Annotated in this window: 15 protein-coding genes and 1 pseudogene; 8 read left to right on the top strand and 8 right to left on the bottom strand. The window is 71.9% G+C overall.

Annotated elements, in window-relative coordinates; all coding sequences use genetic code 11:
* Positions 1 to 20: 20 nt before the first annotated feature.
* Positions 21 to 653, bottom strand: coding sequence for a TetR/AcrR family transcriptional regulator (locus tag ACQPWW_RS02315; protein ID WP_433128637.1), 633 nt, complete (start codon positions 651 to 653; stop codon positions 21 to 23).
* 129 nt (positions 654 to 782) lie between these two features.
* On the opposite strand from ACQPWW_RS02315, the gene ACQPWW_RS02320 reads away from it, so the two are divergent.
* A complete protein-coding gene (locus tag ACQPWW_RS02320) occupies positions 783 to 1,817 on the top strand; it encodes an aldo/keto reductase (protein ID WP_433128639.1) in 1,035 nt (344 codons plus the stop codon).
* 220 nt (positions 1,818 to 2,037) lie between these two features.
* Positions 2,038 to 3,729, top strand: coding sequence for a hypothetical protein (locus tag ACQPWW_RS02325; RefSeq protein ID WP_433128641.1), 1,692 nt, complete (start codon positions 2,038 to 2,040; stop codon positions 3,727 to 3,729).
* A gap of 45 nt (positions 3,730 to 3,774) precedes the next feature.
* On the opposite strand, the gene ACQPWW_RS02330 is transcribed toward ACQPWW_RS02325, so the two are convergent.
* Complete coding sequence (locus ACQPWW_RS02330; protein ID WP_357812105.1) at positions 3,775 to 4,266, bottom strand: NUDIX domain-containing protein; 492 nt, start codon at positions 4,264 to 4,266, stop codon at positions 3,775 to 3,777.
* Between the two features lie 71 nt (positions 4,267 to 4,337).
* Between ACQPWW_RS02330 and ACQPWW_RS02335 the strand changes: the two genes are divergently transcribed.
* Positions 4,338 to 5,972: a fatty acid--CoA ligase gene (locus tag ACQPWW_RS02335; protein ID WP_433134093.1), complete on the top strand. Its 1,635-nt coding sequence runs from the start codon at positions 4,338 to 4,340 to the stop codon at positions 5,970 to 5,972.
* 185 nt (positions 5,973 to 6,157) lie between these two features.
* On the opposite strand, the gene ACQPWW_RS02340 is transcribed toward ACQPWW_RS02335, so the two are convergent.
* From ACQPWW_RS02340 to ACQPWW_RS02365, 6 genes and pseudogenes are all read right to left on the bottom strand, one after another.
* Positions 6,158 to 7,168, bottom strand: a complete 1,011-nt coding sequence (locus ACQPWW_RS02340; RefSeq protein WP_433128644.1) for an NADPH:quinone reductase — start codon at positions 7,166 to 7,168, stop codon at positions 6,158 to 6,160.
* A 28-nt stretch (positions 7,169 to 7,196) separates the two neighbouring features.
* A complete protein-coding gene (locus ACQPWW_RS02345) occupies positions 7,197 to 7,850 on the bottom strand; it encodes an HAD family hydrolase (protein ID WP_433128647.1) in 654 nt (217 codons plus the stop codon).
* A gap of 32 nt (positions 7,851 to 7,882) precedes the next feature.
* Positions 7,883 to 8,749 (bottom strand): SCO6745 family protein, encoded by an 867-nt coding sequence (locus tag ACQPWW_RS02350; protein WP_433128649.1) that lies wholly within the window; start codon positions 8,747 to 8,749, stop codon positions 7,883 to 7,885.
* Between the two features lie 149 nt (positions 8,750 to 8,898).
* A pseudogene (locus ACQPWW_RS02355) lies at positions 8,899 to 9,617 on the bottom strand (FKBP-type peptidyl-prolyl cis-trans isomerase).
* A 111-nt stretch (positions 9,618 to 9,728) separates the two neighbouring features.
* The gene (locus ACQPWW_RS02360; RefSeq protein WP_433128651.1) at positions 9,729 to 10,367 is read right to left on the bottom strand and encodes a DUF4241 domain-containing protein; all 639 of its coding nucleotides are present in this window, start codon (positions 10,365 to 10,367) and stop codon (positions 9,729 to 9,731) included.
* 74 nt (positions 10,368 to 10,441) lie between these two features.
* Entirely contained in the window at positions 10,442 to 11,479 is a 1,038-nt protein-coding gene (locus ACQPWW_RS02365) for a Ku protein (RefSeq protein ID WP_433128653.1), read from the bottom strand.
* Positions 11,480 to 11,564: 85 nt separating this feature from the next.
* Here ACQPWW_RS02365 and ligD (ACQPWW_RS02370) point away from each other — a divergent pair, with 85 nt between their 5' ends.
* The 5 genes from ligD (ACQPWW_RS02370) to ACQPWW_RS02390 all read left to right on the top strand — a co-directional run bounded on the left by ligD (ACQPWW_RS02370) (position 11,565) and on the right by ACQPWW_RS02390 (position 16,054).
* On the top strand, positions 11,565 to 12,506 hold the full coding sequence (gene ligD, locus ACQPWW_RS02370) for a non-homologous end-joining DNA ligase (RefSeq protein WP_433128655.1): 942 nt from the start codon (positions 11,565 to 11,567) through the stop codon (positions 12,504 to 12,506).
* The gene (ligD, locus tag ACQPWW_RS02375) at positions 12,496 to 13,410 is read left to right on the top strand and encodes a non-homologous end-joining DNA ligase (protein WP_433128657.1); all 915 of its coding nucleotides are present in this window, start codon (positions 12,496 to 12,498) and stop codon (positions 13,408 to 13,410) included. Before ligD (ACQPWW_RS02370) ends, ligD (ACQPWW_RS02375) begins: the two co-directional genes overlap by 11 nt.
* A gap of 33 nt (positions 13,411 to 13,443) precedes the next feature.
* Positions 13,444 to 13,962 carry a SigE family RNA polymerase sigma factor gene (locus ACQPWW_RS02380; protein WP_433128659.1) on the top strand — a complete coding sequence of 173 codons (519 nt, stop codon included), beginning with the start codon at positions 13,444 to 13,446 and terminating at the stop codon, positions 13,960 to 13,962.
* A 5-nt stretch (positions 13,963 to 13,967) separates the two neighbouring features.
* Positions 13,968 to 14,852: a hypothetical protein gene (locus ACQPWW_RS02385; protein ID WP_433128661.1), complete on the top strand. Its 885-nt coding sequence runs from the start codon at positions 13,968 to 13,970 to the stop codon at positions 14,850 to 14,852.
* Between the two features lie 134 nt (positions 14,853 to 14,986).
* A complete protein-coding gene (locus tag ACQPWW_RS02390) occupies positions 14,987 to 16,054 on the top strand; it encodes a hypothetical protein (RefSeq protein WP_433128663.1) in 1,068 nt (355 codons plus the stop codon).
* Position 16,055 lies beyond the last annotated feature (1 nt).

Consider the following 16,055-nt stretch of genomic DNA (forward strand, 5'->3'; position numbering starts at 1 on the left):
GATGATCGAGGGGGCGGCGGTCAGGCGGGGCGGCGGTAGACGCCGTACCACCAGGTCGCTGCCAACTCCCGGGCGGCCGCCGCGTCGGTGTCGGGGTCGGCCGAGGTGGAGCTGACGTGCTCGGCGAGGAAGCGGTCACCGCCGAGCACGATCAACCGGCTCGCGGTCTCCGCGTCGATGCTGGCGGGGGTACGGCCGGCCTCCTGCTCGGCGCGCAGCGCCTGCGCCGTGCGGGTGACGAACCGTTCCAACCCGGCCGCCCAGTACTCCCGGACCACCTCGTCGTACGCGGCGACCTCGCTGATCGCCGCCAGCACCGGGGCGTATGTCCGGTAGATCCGGATCACGTCGGCGAAGATCTCGGTCAGCAGCGCGAGCGGGTCACCCGGTCCGCCGGGGTTCCACTCGCCGGTGCGGCCGAAGGAACTCTCCCGCATCGTGCCGGCGAGGCGCATGAGCAACTCGCTCTTGTCCCGGAAGTGGGTGTAGAAGGTCGACCGCGCCACCCCCGCCTCGGCGGCGATCCGCTGGACGCCGAGGTCGGTGAAGCGAACCCCCTGCTGGAGCAGCCGCTCGGTGGCCGCCAGCACCCGCGCTTCGACGGCGGCACGCCCGTCGGGGTTGCTCGGGCGGCGGCGGGTGATCGAGGGCATAGCCGGAATCCTAGGTGGCCGGGGGGCGGATCGGCGACGTACGCTCGTTGCCGGACACACTGTCCGACACTATGACCAGGGAGCGCCTGACCTCGGCCTCCGACCCTCCCGCAGCACGAGGAGCGACACGTGAAGTACCGACTGTTGGGCACCACCGGGGTGTACGTCTCGGAGATCTCGCTCGGCGCGATGACCTTCGGCGGCAGCGGGCACCCGCTGTGGGGCACCCTCGGCGGGCTGGCGCTGCCCGACGTGCAGCGGATGGTGGACACCGCGCTGGACGCGGGGATCAACTTCGTCGACACCGCCGACGGCTACAGCGACGGGGAGAGCGAGGAACTGCTCGGCAAGGCGCTCGGCAAGCGGCGTCGCGACGTGGTGCTGGCCACCAAGGTGCACTCGCGGACCGGCCCCGGCCCGAACGACGTCGGCACCTCCCGGCTGCACATCATGCAGAACCTGGAGGACAGCCTGCGCCGCCTCGGCACCGACCACATCGACCTGTACCAGATCCACAACTTCGACCAGGTCACCCCGATGGAGGAGATGCTGCGCGCGCTCGACGACGCGGTCCGGCAGGGCAAGGTCCGCTACATCGGCGCGGCCAACTTCGCCGCCTGGCAGCTGTCCAAGGCGCTGGGCATCTCCGCCCGCGAGAAGCTGGCCGGCTTCGTCTCCGTGCAGGAGTACTACTCCCTGCTGGGTCGGGACGTCGAGCGCGACGTGGTGCCGATGGCGCTCGACGCGGGCATCGGACTGACCGTGTGGAGCCCGCTCGCCGGTGGTTTCCTCTCCGGCAAGGTCAGCCGGGACGGCGCCGTCGCCGACAGCGGCGCCCGCAGCGCCCAGCCCGGCTACGCCAGCTTCACGCCGTTCGACCCCGACACCGCCTTCGACGTGGTCGACGTGCTCAAGGGCGTCGCCGAGCGGCACGAGGTCAGCCCGGCCCGGGCGGCGGTCGCCTGGCTGCTGTCCCGGCCGGCCGTGACCAGCGTGATCGTCGGGGCCCGCAAGCACGAGCAGTTGGTGGACAACATCGCCGCCTCGGAGCTCACGCTGACCGAGCAGGATCTCGCCGAGCTGGACGAGGCCACCAGGCTGCCCGTCGCGTACCCGAACTGGATCCAGGAGGGGTTCTTCGCCGGGCTCCGTCTACCCCAGTGACACCCCGCCGGGAGTCGGGGCCGAGGCCCTGATGCCGGACAGTGACGGACCAACGTCCACCATGGACTGATCATGTATCGGAATCAGCGCTCTTGACGTCCTTCAGGGGGAATCGCCGAACAGCGGTTCCCCCGGCCGGCCCGCACAGGGCGTACCGGCCGGCGCCGCCCGCGACCGGCTCGCCGGCCGCGCGCGGTCTCCTACCACTCGGGGGACGTGCATGCCTCAGAATCTCGGACGCCGCCTGCTCGGCGCCGGACTCACGCTGCTCACCGCGGCCGCGGCGGTCGCAGCGACGCCCGTCGCGGCCGCAGCCGCCGGCCGGGCCGACCTACGGCTCGACCTGACCACCGTCAGCTCCTCGGCCCTCATCCGACCGGACGGCGCGATGGTCGTCGTACGGGCCGCCGTCGACAGCATCGGCGCCGCCGGCGTGGACGATGTGCGGATCTCCTTCAAGCTGCCCGCCGGCAGCTCGATCATCGGCGATCCGTCCTGGCAGTGCGACTACACCACGTTCGAATGCGTCAACGTGCACGGCCCGGTGCCGGCGGGCGGCTCGGCCGAACCGCTGCAGATCTACCTCGGCCTGCCGGCCGGCTCGGCCGGGACGGTCGCCACCATCGGGGCGACGGCCTCGACCAGCGCCCGCGAGGTGACCAGGACCAACAACACCGACCAGGTCCGGACGACCTACGCGCTCACCGCGGACCTGGATCTGCTGCCCGGCCCCGACACCGGGGTGTGGCCCGAGACGGACGTGCCAGTCGAGGGTGGTCCGCTCCAGCCGATGTTCACCGTCAGGAACACCGGTACGGCGACCGCGCGGGATTTCCGGCTGGTCGTCGATCGGCCGGCCGGTGTCACGCTCGACGGCGAGCCGTCCGGCGGCGACGGCTGGACCTGCGACCTGGCATCGACGCCGCTGGTCTGCACCGCCGGTCCGCTGGCCCCGGACGCCACCACCGCCATCACCATCCCGATGCGGGCCGCGGGCGGCGCCGACGACGAGCGGTTCGGCGTGCGTGGCCGGGTCACCACGTCCAGCCCGGAGTGGCTGATCGACTCGGCCAACGAGGCGGACGTGTTGTACCGCTACGCCGGGTCCGGCCCGGTGGACCCCACCGACATCGCCGTCACCAACCTGGTGCTCCTCGACGACCAGGTGGTCGCGGGCGACACCGTGCAGGTCGGTGTGGTGGTGGAGAACCTGTCCGACCAGCCGGCCGAGGACGTCCGGGTCCGCCTGAAGCTCGCCACCACGGTGCGGCCGACGACCGGCGGTGGCGCCGGCAACCCGGACTGGACCTGTGAGCCGGGGCAGGACGCCGAGACCGGCGTCTGGTACTGGGAGTGCCGCCGGGACGCCGTGTACCGGGGCGAGTACCACTACCTTCCGCTCGACGTCACGGTCGGCGCCGGTACGCCCGCCGGTCAGCTGACCCTGACCGCGGAAGTGACCTCGGCCAATGCGGACCCCTACCAGGCCAACAACACCCGTTCCGCGACGACCAGCTACCTGCCCCAGGGCAACGTTCGTGGCACCGCCTGGTACGACGAGGACCGCGACGGCCAGCGGGACGCCGGTGAGCCGCTGATCGGCTACGACCCGCCGGTGAACATGTTGACGTTCATCCCGGAGGGCGGGTCCCCGATCGGGGCGCCCACGTCCGGCGTGTCGATCTACGGCAACTACGACCGCGCGCTGCCGCCGGGGCGGTACGTCGTCCGGGCCGGGCTGACCTACGGCTGGCTGCCCACCACCGCGGACGTGGGGGACGAGGCCACCGACTCGGACGTCACGCTGGTGCCGGAATCGCCGTACAACGCCCACTACGCCGACAGCGCGGTGGTCGAGGTGGTGGACGGTGGTGTCGTGACTATCGACATCGGTGTGGTGCCGACGGAGTGATCCGTGCGGCGCGGGCCCCGGAGTCAGTCGACTCCGGGGCCCTGCCTACTTGAGGATCAGGCGGTTGGTCTGCTCGAAGACGTCCAGGTCGGCAAGGGTTTCGGTGACCGAGGTGGAGAGCGGGGCGGGGAACCGGTCGCGGGGGAAGAAGCCCGCGTCGGTGGTCTCGTCGGTGACCCGGGCGAGCTGCCCGTCCCACTCCTCCACCCGGAACGCCGTGGTGAAGACCTGGTAGGTGTGCCCGTACATGTTGGTGCTGGTCCGGTCCGGGCCGGTGTAGAGGGCGAACGCGCAGACCCGCAGCGCCCGCAGCCCGGTCTCCTCGCGCACCTCGCGGACCGCGCAGTCGGCGATCGACTCGCCCAACTCCATCGCGCCGGCCGGCATGGCCCACTGGCCGTTGTCCGAGCGTTGGATCAGCAGGATGCGTCCGGCGTTGTCGCTGACCACGGCGCGGGCGCCGACGAACATCAACGTCCGATCCCCGGCGAGCGCGCGCAACTGCCCCACGTACGAGTCGGCCCAGGAAATGCTCACCTGCGCCAATTTACGGGGGTTCCCAACGTGTGACCGCCGACACTAGCTTGTTACCCATGCGTAGCACGATGATGGACGCCCCTCTGCAGGTCTCCCGGATCCTCGATCACGGTGCCGGAGTGCACGGCTCTGCCGAGGTGGTCACCTGGACGGGCGCCGAGCCCCGCCGGATGACGTACGCCGAGGTGGGCCGCACCGCCGCCCGGCTGGCACACGCGCTGCGCGACGAGTGCGGGGTGACCGGCGACGAGCGGGTCGCCACCTTCATGTGGAACAACAACGAGCACCTGGTGGCCTACTTCGCGGTGCCGAGCATGGGCGCGGTGCTGCACACGCTGAACATCCGGCTCTTTCCCGACCAGGTCGCCTACATCGCCAACCACGCCGAGGACCGGGTGGTGCTCGTCGACAGCACGCTCATCCCGCTGCTGGCCCGGGTGATGGGTGAGCTGACCACGGTGCGGCACGTGGTGGTGGTCGGTGGCGGCGACCCGGCGCCGCTGGTGGCGGCGGCCGGTGAGCGGATCACCGTGCACCACTGGGACGCGCTGCTCGCCGACCGGCCCGAGGTGTACGACTGGCCCGAGGTGGACGAGCGCGACGCCGCGGCGCTCTGCTACACCTCGGGCACCACCGGCAACCCGAAGGGCGTGGCCTACTCGCACCGGTCGATCTACCTGCACTCGTTGCAGGTCTGCATGCCGGAGGGTTTCGGTCTCGGGCCGACCGACCGGGAATTGGCCATCGTGCCGATGTTTCACGCCATGTCGTGGGGTCTGCCGTACGCGGCCTTCCTGTCCGGCGCGTCGCTGATCATGCCGGACCGGTTCCTCCAGGCCGCGCCGATCGCCGAGATGGTCGCCGCCGAGCGGCCCACCCTGGCCGGTGCGGTCCCGACCATCTGGACCGATCTGCTTGCCTACCTGGACACCCATGACGTGGACACGTCCTCGCTCACCGAGGTGATCGTCGGCGGATCGGCCTGCCCGCCGGCGCTGATGCACGCGTTCGACGAGCGGCACGGGATCGACGTCATCCACGCCTGGGGGATGACCGAGATGTCCCCGCTGGGATCGGTCTCGCGTCCGCCGGCCGGCGCGACAGGCGAGCAGGCCTGGCGGTACCGCTACACGCAGGGGCGGGTTCCGGCGGGTGTGCAGGCGCGGATCGTCGGCCCGTCCGGCGAGCCGCTGCCCGCCGACGGCAAGTCCGTGGGCGAGCTGGAGGTCCGGGGGCCGTGGGTAACGGCCCGGTACGTCGGTGATGACGCCCCGGACGAGGAGAAGTTCCGGGACGGCTGGTTGCGTACCGGCGACGTGGGCACCCTCTCCCCGGACGGCTACATCACGCTCACCGACCGCGCCAAGGACGTGATCAAGTCCGGCGGTGAGTGGATCTCCTCGGTCGAGCTGGAAAATGCGCTGATGGGCCACCCGGCGGTGCTGGAGGCGTGCGTGGTGGGTGTGCCGGACGAGCGGTGGGACGAGCGCCCGCTGGCCACCGTGGTGGTCCGGGAGGGCGCCTCGGTGACCGCCGAGGAGCTGCGGGACTTCCTGGCCGGCTCGGTGGCGCGCTGGCAGGTGCCGGAGCGCTGGGCGTTCATCGACACGGTGCCGAAGACCAGCGTGGGCAAGTTCGACAAGAAGGTCGTCCGTTCGCGGTACGCCGAGGGTGAGCTGACTGTCCGGGAGCTGACAGCGCCGTAACGTTTCTCCCGGCACTGTCGCCGGGCGGGGTGGAGTGCCACTCGACATTCCTCCGCAGGGGGCGGCCCCGGCGTTCGCACCGCGCCGGGGCCGCCCGTTCCACGCGGGGCGACCCGCAGAATCATTGTTGCGAAACTTGTTCGCCTCTGTCCTGATGACGGGGAAATCAGGTGACAGCGACCCGATCAGGCGTCGCTGGTGGTGATGAGCACCTTGCCCACCGTCGAGTCCTCCACCGCCTGGTGCGCCGCGGCCGCCTCGGCCAGGGCGTAGTGGTGCAGCGGCAGGCCGGCGTCGGCACCGACCCGGACACCGCCCTGGCTGGCCGCCGCCGCCACGTCCTTGACGCCCAGCGCCTTGGCGGCCTTCGGCTCGGTGTAGACGAGCACGAACTGCCAGCGCGCGTTCGGGGCCATCATCGCCCGGATCGGAATGGTCACCTCGTCGCCGCCGTCGTCGGCGTACATGCAGACCGCGCCGCCGTGCCGCAGCACCTGGACGTCCATCGCGGCGTTGCGGGCCGGGGAGACCTCGACGATGGTGTGCACCCCGTCGGGAGCGATCTTGCGGACCTCCTCGACCACGTTCTGCTCCCGGTAGTTGATGACGAACGACGCGCCGGCCGCCGCCGCGAGCTGCGCCTTCTCGGCGCTGCTCACCGTGGCGACCACCGTGGCGTCGGCCCAGCGGGCGAGCTGGATCGCGGCGTTGCCGACCGCGCCCGCCCCGCCCTGCACCAGCACCGTGTGGTCGGCCAACGCACCGGCGCGCAGCGTGTCCGGCATGAACTCGCCGGCGGTCAGGCAGCGGTGCGCGGTGAGGAACGGAATGCCCAGGGCGGCCCCCAGCTCGAACGGGGCGTCGCCGAGGCGCACCGCCTGCCGGACCGGCACCAGCGTGTATTCCGCTGCCGTGCCCCACGGCCGCTGCCAGGCGGCTTCCCAGATCCAGACGCGCTCACCGATCAGGTCAGGGTCGACCCCATCGCCGACCGCCTCCACCACTCCCGCGCCGTCCTGCCCGGGAATCTGCCAGTCCTTCGGCGTGGCGGAGCGCCGGGACTTCCAGTCGGTCGGGTTGACCCCCGACACCGCCATCCGGACCAGAACCTCGCCAGCCCCCGGCTCGGGCACCGGCCGATCGACCAGCTCCAGCACCGAAGGGTCGCCGGTCCGCTCGTACACGATCGCTTTCATTCGTGGTCTCTACCCGGCTCGGCCGGCGTCAACCCAGGCCCGCGACCAGCTCCGGGGTCAGCTCGCCGATCGCGGCGAGCGTCACCGCGGCGAGCCGGGCGGCGTCCGGGTCGAGTGGGTACGAACCGTGCGGCACGGCCACCACCCGCATTCCCGCCGCGAAGGCCGACCGCACCCCGTTTGACGAATCCTCCACCGCGACACAGCGGGCCGGGTCGAAGCCGAGGCGCTGGGCGACGTTCAGGTAGACGTCCGGGGCGGGCTTGCCGCGCTCGGTCTGCTCGGTGGAGAGCGTCGCGCCGAACGCGTCGGTCAGACCGGTGGCGGCCAGCGCCGCCTCGATCAGCCGGGTCGGCGACGAACTGGCCAACCCCAGCGGCCACCGTGCGGCCAACCGGCGGACGACCTCGTCGGCGCCGGCGATGAGCGGTACGTGGTCCCGGTAGCGTCGGGTCATCTCCTCGACCACCTCGGCGGCGACCTGCTCGGCGGTGCGGTCAACGCCCAGCTCGCCGCTGAGATAGTGGGCCCACTCGCCGGTGCTCATCCCCATCAGGCGACGTTGCGTGTCCGGCTGCCACGTCCCGCCGTGCGTCGCCACGTACGCCCGGCGGACCTCCTCCCACACCGGCTCGGAATCCACGATCACGCCGTCCAGGTCGAAGACCACCGCATCTGCCACGGGCCCATCCTGCCCGATCGGCGGGCGCCCGGTCAGCCGGGCAGCGCGGGCAGGCCGAGCGGGCTGCCCGCCGGAACCAACGTGTGGCCGGACCGGGCGATCGGCTCCAACAGCTCCCGGAGCCGGTCGGTGTCGGCGGGGCCGAGCGCCTGCCACGGGTGGGCAGCGGCCCGGTCGGTGGCGTCCTCGACGGCCTGGAACCTGGCCTGGGAGTCCTCGGTGGTCGTGCCGTTCCCGGTCAGCCAACCCCGCCGGGTGAGCCGCTCGCGGGCGGCGTGCCACTGCTCCTCGGACCAGCCCCGGCCCAGCAGGTACTGCGGCGGCGAACCGTCCCGCGCGACCCGCCAGGTCAGCGTCTCCACCGGGTCCAGCCCGGCGGCCACCAGCGCCGCCACGTGCCCGTCCCCCCGGTGCTCGCGCAGGGTGGTCGCGGCCTGCCAGAGCCGGGCCAGCGGGTATTCCCCGACCGGCAGCGCCGCGTTGGCCGCGCCGAGCACCCGGCCGGCGGTCTGCGCCGCCGAGGCGGCCCGCTCCAGCAGGTCGGCGGCCTCCGCCAGATGCGACTCCGGCAGCTCGTAGGTCAGCTCCGCGAGCGCCTGCACGGCTCCGGTCAGGCGGGCGCGTAGCGCCTCCGGCGGGGTGGCCAACCGCCACACGGCCGGCAGCGCGCGGGCCACCATCGGCGGCGCGAAGGTGAAGAAGGCGGCGATCACCGGGGCCGCCTCGGTGGCGCCCAGCGGCGCGGCCCGGCCGGCGAAGTAACCACGCCAGTAACCGCGCAGCCCGACCGCCTCGTACGCGGCGCGGGCCCGAGGGTGCAGGTAGGTGACCGCGTGCACCGGCTCGAAGTAGGCCCACATCGACCGGGCGGTCCGCCCAGGCTCGTCCAGCGCCGTCATCTGCACCTCCGCGTTGGAGTCCCGGATCTCACCCCGGACGGCGAACCGCCCGGGGTGACGCCGAACCTACTGCCGCTGGGTGACGGGCCGGAAGCCCCATGTGAACAACTCCATCGCGCCCCGGCGACAACCGGGGCGATCCGGACAGGTCACTGGGCGGCGAGCACGTCCACCACGAAGCGCAGCGGGCCCTCCGGCTGACCCTTGGTCGCGGCGTCCTTGCCGAACGCCAGGTCCGTGGGGATGTCGAGCTGCACCCGGCTGCCCACTGTCACGCCGACCAGGCCCTGGTCCCAACCGGGAATGACCTGGCCCACGCCGATCTGGAAGGTGGCCGGCTGCCCGCCCTTCCAGGAGGAGTCGAACTCCTTGCCGTCCTTGAAGAACACCCCCACGTAGTTGGTGGTGATGTTCTGGCCCTTCTGCACGGCCGGGCCGGTGCCCTTGATCAGCGGGGTGACCGCGAGCTTCTTGAGCTCACCCGTGCCCGGCTGCACCGTCGGCTTGCTGCCCAGCGCCGGGTCGGAGCCCTCGGGGAGCTGCGGAGCGGGGGGCGCCGCGGCGTCGGGAGCGTCGGGGGCCGGCACGGACGCCGACGGGGTCGCGTCGGCCTGGTTCTTGGGCTTGTCGTCGCCACCGCCGATCATCACGAAGACGGCGATCAACCCCCCGGCCACGACGACGGCGGCGACGCCGCTGAGCCACGCGTTGCGGCGGCGCTTGGCGTCGGCGGCCTTCTTCGCCGCCAACTGGGCGGCCAGCCGGCGCCCCGACTTGGTCGCCGGGCTCTGGTCCTGGTCTGCCGACCGATTCTGCTGCGTCCGCTCGCTCACGTCGTCGACTCCCTGCTGCGAAGTGTGGCCGGCACCCGGTGCCGGGGGGAAAGCCGACGCACACGGTACCCGCACCACGGCCCACCGTGCCCGCCGCGGACGCCGCGGATCGCCCAGCGCGGCAGTTCCGGTGCCTTCCCGGGCGGTTATCCCGGAACGACCATGAAGTCGGTCACGAACGAGGTGACCCGGCCATCGACGGTACGCCCGATCCAGGTGCCGTAGCAGCCGTCGCCCCAACCGGTGGCCACCGTGACGATGTTGGCGCCACTGGCCTCGTCCAGGACCGCGGTGATCAGCCCGCGCACCGGCGACCCGGGCAGCTCGGCGGGGATGAAGACCTCCTCGACCCGGTCCTCGTCCCAGCCTTCCAGGGCGGCGAGCGCGGTCGGGTCGGCGAGGGTCCCGGCACCGGAGTCGACGCCGTACCCGAAGTAGTCGTCCGCGCCGAGCGCGGCGACGTCCTGGTCGCCCGCGACGGCCGGCTCCCACCGGGTGGTGGGTTCGGCGGAGACGACAAGCTCCAGCGCGGCCACCCGCCGGTCCACCTCGGCGTCCTCCCGGAGCACCACTGCCACCCAGGCGCGGGCGGGATAGCGCCCCGGCGGCACTGTGACAGTGAACGGCTCGGCCTCCGGGCACACCAGCGGGTCGCACCCGACCACCTGGCCGGTGGGCAGCACGACGTCGTCCACCGGGTGGACCTCGATCAGATACGCGCCGTGCTGGTCGGTGAAGCGCGCGCCGGGCGTCAACAACCGGTCCAGATCAGGGGTGTACGGCATGAGGGCTCCTCCGGTGGCCAGCGGCCGGCGGAGCGTACCCGGCCCGGCGGACACCGCCTGCGCTGCCGTACCGGTCAGGCGGTCTTGCGGGGTGCGGTCTTGCGGGCGGCCGTCTTCTTCGCCGGCTCCGCCTTCTTCGCTGGGGTCTTCTTGGCGGCGGTCTTCTTCGCCGGCTCGGCCGCCTTCTTCTCGGCCGTCTTCTTCGCCGCGGTCTTCTTCGCGGGGGCCTTGGCGGCCTTCTTCTCCGCCGCCTTCTGCGCCGACCGGGCCGACGAGATGGGGGTCGGCTCGCCGCCACCGCCACCGCCACCGCCGCCACGGGCGGGTTGCTCGCCGCGGGCCGCCTTGGCCCGCTCCACCGAGGCCTTCAACGCGGCCATCAGGTCCACCGCCGCCGCCGGGGCCTCCTCGACCTCCTCCGGCTGGACGACCTCCCGGCCCTCCACCTTGGCGTCGATGACCTCCTGCAACGCGGCCCGGTAGTCGTCGGTGAAGACGTCCGGCTCGAACTCGCCGGTCATCGAGTCGATCAGGGAACTGGCCATCGCCAGCTCCGGCGGGCGCACCTTGAGGTCCTCGTCGAGGAAACCGAAGTCCGGGGTACGGATCTCGTCCGGCCAGAGCATGGTGTTGAGCAGCAGCACACCCTCGCGGACCCGCAGGGTGGCGAGCTGCTCCCGCTGGCGCAGCGCCACCTTGACGATGGCCACCCGCTCCGAGTCGATAAGCGCGTCGCGCAGCAGCACGTACGGCTTGGTGGCAGTGCCCTCCGGCTCGAGGAAGTACGCCTTGTTGTAGAGGATCGGGTCGACCTGCTCGGCCGGCACGAACTCCAGCACGTCGATCGCGCGGGAGCTGGTCAACGGCAGGTCCGCGAAGTCCTCGTCGGTGAGGATCACCATCTCGCCGCCGCCGATGTCGTAGCCCTTGGCGATGTCGTCGTAGGTGACCTCCTCGCCGCAGACCGAGCAGGTGCGCTTGTAGCGGATCCGGCCGCCGTCCTCGCGGTGCACCTGGTGGAACCGAATGTCCTTCTCCTCGGTGGCGGAGTAGAGCTTCACCCCGATCGAGACGAGCCCGAACGACACGGCTCCCTTCCAGATGGCACGCATCCTGCGCTCCCTTCCCCGGTATTGACAATGCTCGCATCCGAAAGAACCGGACGCGAGGTGTTCGGCCTGCTACTACAGTCGGGTCGTGCCCGGCGCGCCGCTCAAGCCGATGCTCGCGATGACCGGGCCGCTCCCGGCGGGTGACGGCTGGGCGTACGAGTTCAAGTGGGACGGGGTCCGCGCGCTCGCCGACATCTCCGGCGGCGGCCAGCACCTGTACGCCCGCTCCGGCGTGGAGATCACCGCCGCGTACCCCGAGCTGGCCACGCTGCCCGAGCAGGTCGACGACGCGCTGCTCGACGGCGAGGTGGTGCTGCTCGGCGAGGGTGGGCAGCCGTCGTTCACCGCGTTGGCCGAGCGGATGCACGTGCGGGACCGGAACCGGGCGGCCCGGCTGGCGGCGGTTATGCCGGTGACGTACATGATCTTCGACCTGCTGCGGCTGAACGGGGACGACCTGACCGGCTGGCCGTACGAGCGCCGCCGGGAGGCCCTGGACGCCCTCGCCCTCGGCGGCACCCGCTGGGCGGTGCCGCCGGTCTTCGCCGACGGCCCGGCCACCTACGAGGCGGCCGGTGAGCACGGCCTGGAGGGCGTGATGGCCAAGCGGGTCGGCGCCGTCTACCGCCCGGGGGTGCGCTCGCCGGACTGGGTGAAGGTCAAGCTGGAGGTGACAGGTGACTTCGTCATCGGCGGCTGGCGTCCGGGCGCGCGCCGGATCGGCGGGCTGCTGGTCGGGGTGCCCGGCCCGGACGGCCGGCTGATCTACCGGGGCCGGGTCGGCGGCGGGATCGGGGCGGCCATCGAACGGCAGCTCCTCGCCGAGTTGGAGCCGCTGCGCTCCGGCGTGTCACCGTTCGCGCCGGGTGTGCCGCGCGAGGATGCCCGGGGCGCCATCTGGGTAGAACCGCGGGTGGTGGTGGAGGTGAAGTACGGCCAGCGCACCCCGGACGGCCGGCTGCGCTTCCCCCGGGTGCTGCGGTTGCGCCCGGACAAGCCGCCGGAGGAGGTCGAGGATGCCGGCTGAGCGGCTACGGGTGGACGTCGAGGGCCGTCCGCTGGAGCTTTCCAACCTGGACAAGGTGCTCTATCCGGCGGCCGGGTTCACAAAGGGTGAGGTGATCGACTACTACACCCGCATCTCCCCGGTGCTGCTGCCGCACCTGCGCGACCGGCCGGTGACCCGGATCCGCTATCCCAACGGGGTCGACGACAAGTCGTTCTTCGAGAAGAACACGCCGGCCGCGACCCCGGACTGGGTGCGGGTGGAGAACCTGCCCGCGCCCGGGTCGACGAAGGGCCGGGAGACCATCGACTACGTGGTCGCCGACGACCTGCCCACCCTGGTGTGGCTGGCCAACCTGGCCGCGTTGGAGCTGCACACGCCGCAGTGGAAGGTCGGCGAGCACCCGGACATGATGGTCGTCGACCTGGACCCGGGGCCGCCGGCCGGGCTCGCCGAGTGTTGCCCGGTGGCGGTGCTGATGCGGGACCGGCTCGCCGACGACGGCATCGACTCGTACCCGAAGACTTCCGGCAAGAAGGGCATGCAGCTCTGCTGCCCGATCTCGGGCACCCAGTCCTCCGACGACGTCTCCGCCTACGCCCGGCGGATCGCCCAGGAGTTGGAGCAGGCCCACCCGAAGCTGATCGTGTCGAAGATGGCCAAGAACCTGCGTCCGGGGAAGGTCTTCATCGACTGGAGCCAGAACAACGCGGCGAAGACCACAGTCGCGCCGTACTCCCTGCGGGCCCAGTCGGTGCCGTCGGTGTCGACGCCGCTGACCTGGGACGAGGTCGAGGCCGGCGCCCGCGGCCGGAAACCGGCTGTCCGCCAGTTCACCGCCGCCGAGGTCCTGGAGCGGGTCGAGGAGTACGGCGACCTGCTGGCCCCGCTGCTCGACGGCGGCCCGGAACTGCCCACTGGCTGACAACCTTCGGTGACCTCGCGGCGTGTAAGGCGCGTGACCGACCAACAGAAACCCCTGTCCGCGGCGGACCGGTCCTACGTCGCGTTCGTCGAGGTGGCGTGGCAGCGACACATCCGGTTGGCCATGCTGCTCAGCGGTGACCGGTGGCGGGCCGAGGAGCTGCTCCAGGACAGCCTGGTCAAGGTCTACGAGCGGTGGCGACGGCTGTCGCGCCTCGGCGACCCGCACGCCTACCTCCGGCGGACCCTGGTCAACAACCACACGTCCGTCTGGCGGCGGCGTCGCCGCGAGAGTCTCTTCGCGGACGTCCCCGACCGGGCCGCCCCGGACGGCGGCATCGGTCCGGACGCCGTCGTGCTGCGCCGGGCGCTGCTGTCGCTGCCGGCGAAGCAACGCGCGGTGGTGGTGCTCCGCCACTACGAGGACCTGAGCGAACGCGAGGTCGCCCAGGTGCTGGGTTGCTCGCTGGGCACCGTCAAGAGCCAGAACGCCCGAGCACTGGGCACACTCCGCCACCTCCTTGAGGAATCCTTCGACTCGGTAAGCAGGTGATCGTCATGAACAGCATCGATGACCGTCTCGCCCATCGGCTGCACGACATCGTCGACGGTGAAACGCCCTCCGCGCCGCCGGTGGACGCGCTGATCGAGCGGGGCCGACAGGGCCGCCGACGCCGGACCACCGCGATCGTCGGTACGACGTGCGCGCTGTTGGCGCTGGGCGTCGGCACGGCGCTGACCGTGCCGGCGAACGCTCCGTCGAGCCGCCCCGGCGTCACCGCCGAGGCGGCGCGGCCGGAGCCGGTCCCGCCGGCGATGCGCCTGGTCGCCGCCGCCACCGCCAGCGAGAACATCAGCTACCGGATGCGGCTGACCAACTCGGGCCCGGACGGGCTGACCTACGAGGGCGCGTTCGACCCGAGGACCGCCACCGGGTACGTGCGGGTGCCGAAGGACGACTCCGTCCTGACCGAGCTGCTCATCAACGGCACCCGGTACGAGGGTGGAGAGCGGCCCCTGGGTGAGCTGCCCCCCGACAAGGGCCCGGGGGAGACCTACGGCCGCTACGGGCAGTACCCGGGAAAGTACGACAGGCTCTCCCTCCAGGGCGACGGTAACGCCGTCCTGGGCGCCGCCGCACCCGACCCGGCCGCCCTGCTCGCGGCACTGAGGAGCGCGGACGCGACGGTCACCGAGAACCCGGACGGCACTCTGCACTTCACGTACGCGACGACGAGCGGGGACGGGTCGAGCAGCGCGGCCGGTGACGTCACGCTGAGCCGTGACGGCCGGATCGCGACGGTGGCGCTCACCACCACCTGGCAGTCGACGGCGAAGGGCCGGCTCGACCAGGGAACGGTCAGCTCGACACTCGACCTGTTCGACTACGGCGTCGAGGTGAACGTCGAACGCCCGACCGACGTGGTCATGATCGAGGAGTAGGACCGCGCCGCCCGGCGCCCGCCTGGTCGAAGGGGGCGCCGGGCGGTCGGCGGTCAGTTGCGGCCGAAGACCTTCCGGCCGGAGCCGAGCCGCCACCGGACGACGCGACGGCGTTCAGTCGGTAGAGTTCGTCGATGCTGATGAGTGAACTCGTCGACGCGCTGGGTGAGCTCCGCGCGCTGCGGGTCGAGCGCGACGGCTCCGCCCTGCTCGTCACCGTGCCGGCGATCGATGTGAGCCTGCGGCTCTACCCCGAGGCGGTGGTGTGGCTCAACCACAGGACGCTGCCGCACGGTGAGCCGATCCTCCAGATGGTGGTCCGCCAACACGGCCGGGATCTGCGGATGATCCTGCTGAACGACGACGTCGTCTGGGAGCCGGCCGACCTCGACTCCCTGCTCGACTCCCCGATCCCGGTGCGCCTGACGGACCTGCCGGAGCTGGTGGCGTACACCGAACTGGACCGGAACTCCGTCGGCGCCCTGCGGGCCTACGACGAGCCGAGAGCGAACCTGGCGGCGCTCGCGGGAACGCTGCAACTGCACCGGTGCGTCCTCGTCGCCGCCATGCGGCTCGGCCTTCGACCGCTCCGCGCGGTACGGCTGTGGCACGAACTGTGGTGCCGTGTCGGCGAGTTCGCGCCGGCCCCGTACTGGCCCGACCCGGACTTCGACAGGCTTCTGGTCGAGGCGGGAGTGTCGTTGACGCCGTACGAGGAGGTCCGAGCCGGGGAGCGACCTGTCGAGATCGAGGCGTTGACAGTGGCCGACCTGCGGGCGGCGGAACCGGCGCTGACGGTCGGCCGGGCGGACGAGGCCGCGCTCGCCGCCTGGCGACAGTGGATGAAGCTGACGCCGCGGCAGTTCCACGAGGTGTTGACGGCGGAGCTGCCCGAGGCGAGTGTCGAGGTCTCGCTCTATGCCGACGGCGGGGCTGCGGTCTCGCTGCGCATCGCGCCGTCCGATGTTCTGCGGGTCCTGCTCGAACTGCGGCTCTCCTTCCCACGGCGGTTGGCGATGCTGGACGAGATCCGCATCACCGAGGAGGTCGCCGACACCGGGCTCTTCCAGCGCATCATGTCCAACCTGGAGAGGCTCACCCGGTCGCTGGGCCTGAAAGCGATCAAGGTGTACGCCACCGGGGACGGCAGCCTCGCGTTCGCCCGCGAGGGCTTCGACTGGGACCGGGATCCGGGCGACTGAT

It is taken from the genome of Micromonospora sp. CA-240977 (assembly GCF_050942285.1).
In the GTDB taxonomy this organism is placed as follows: Bacteria; Actinomycetota; Actinomycetes; order Mycobacteriales; family Micromonosporaceae; genus Micromonospora.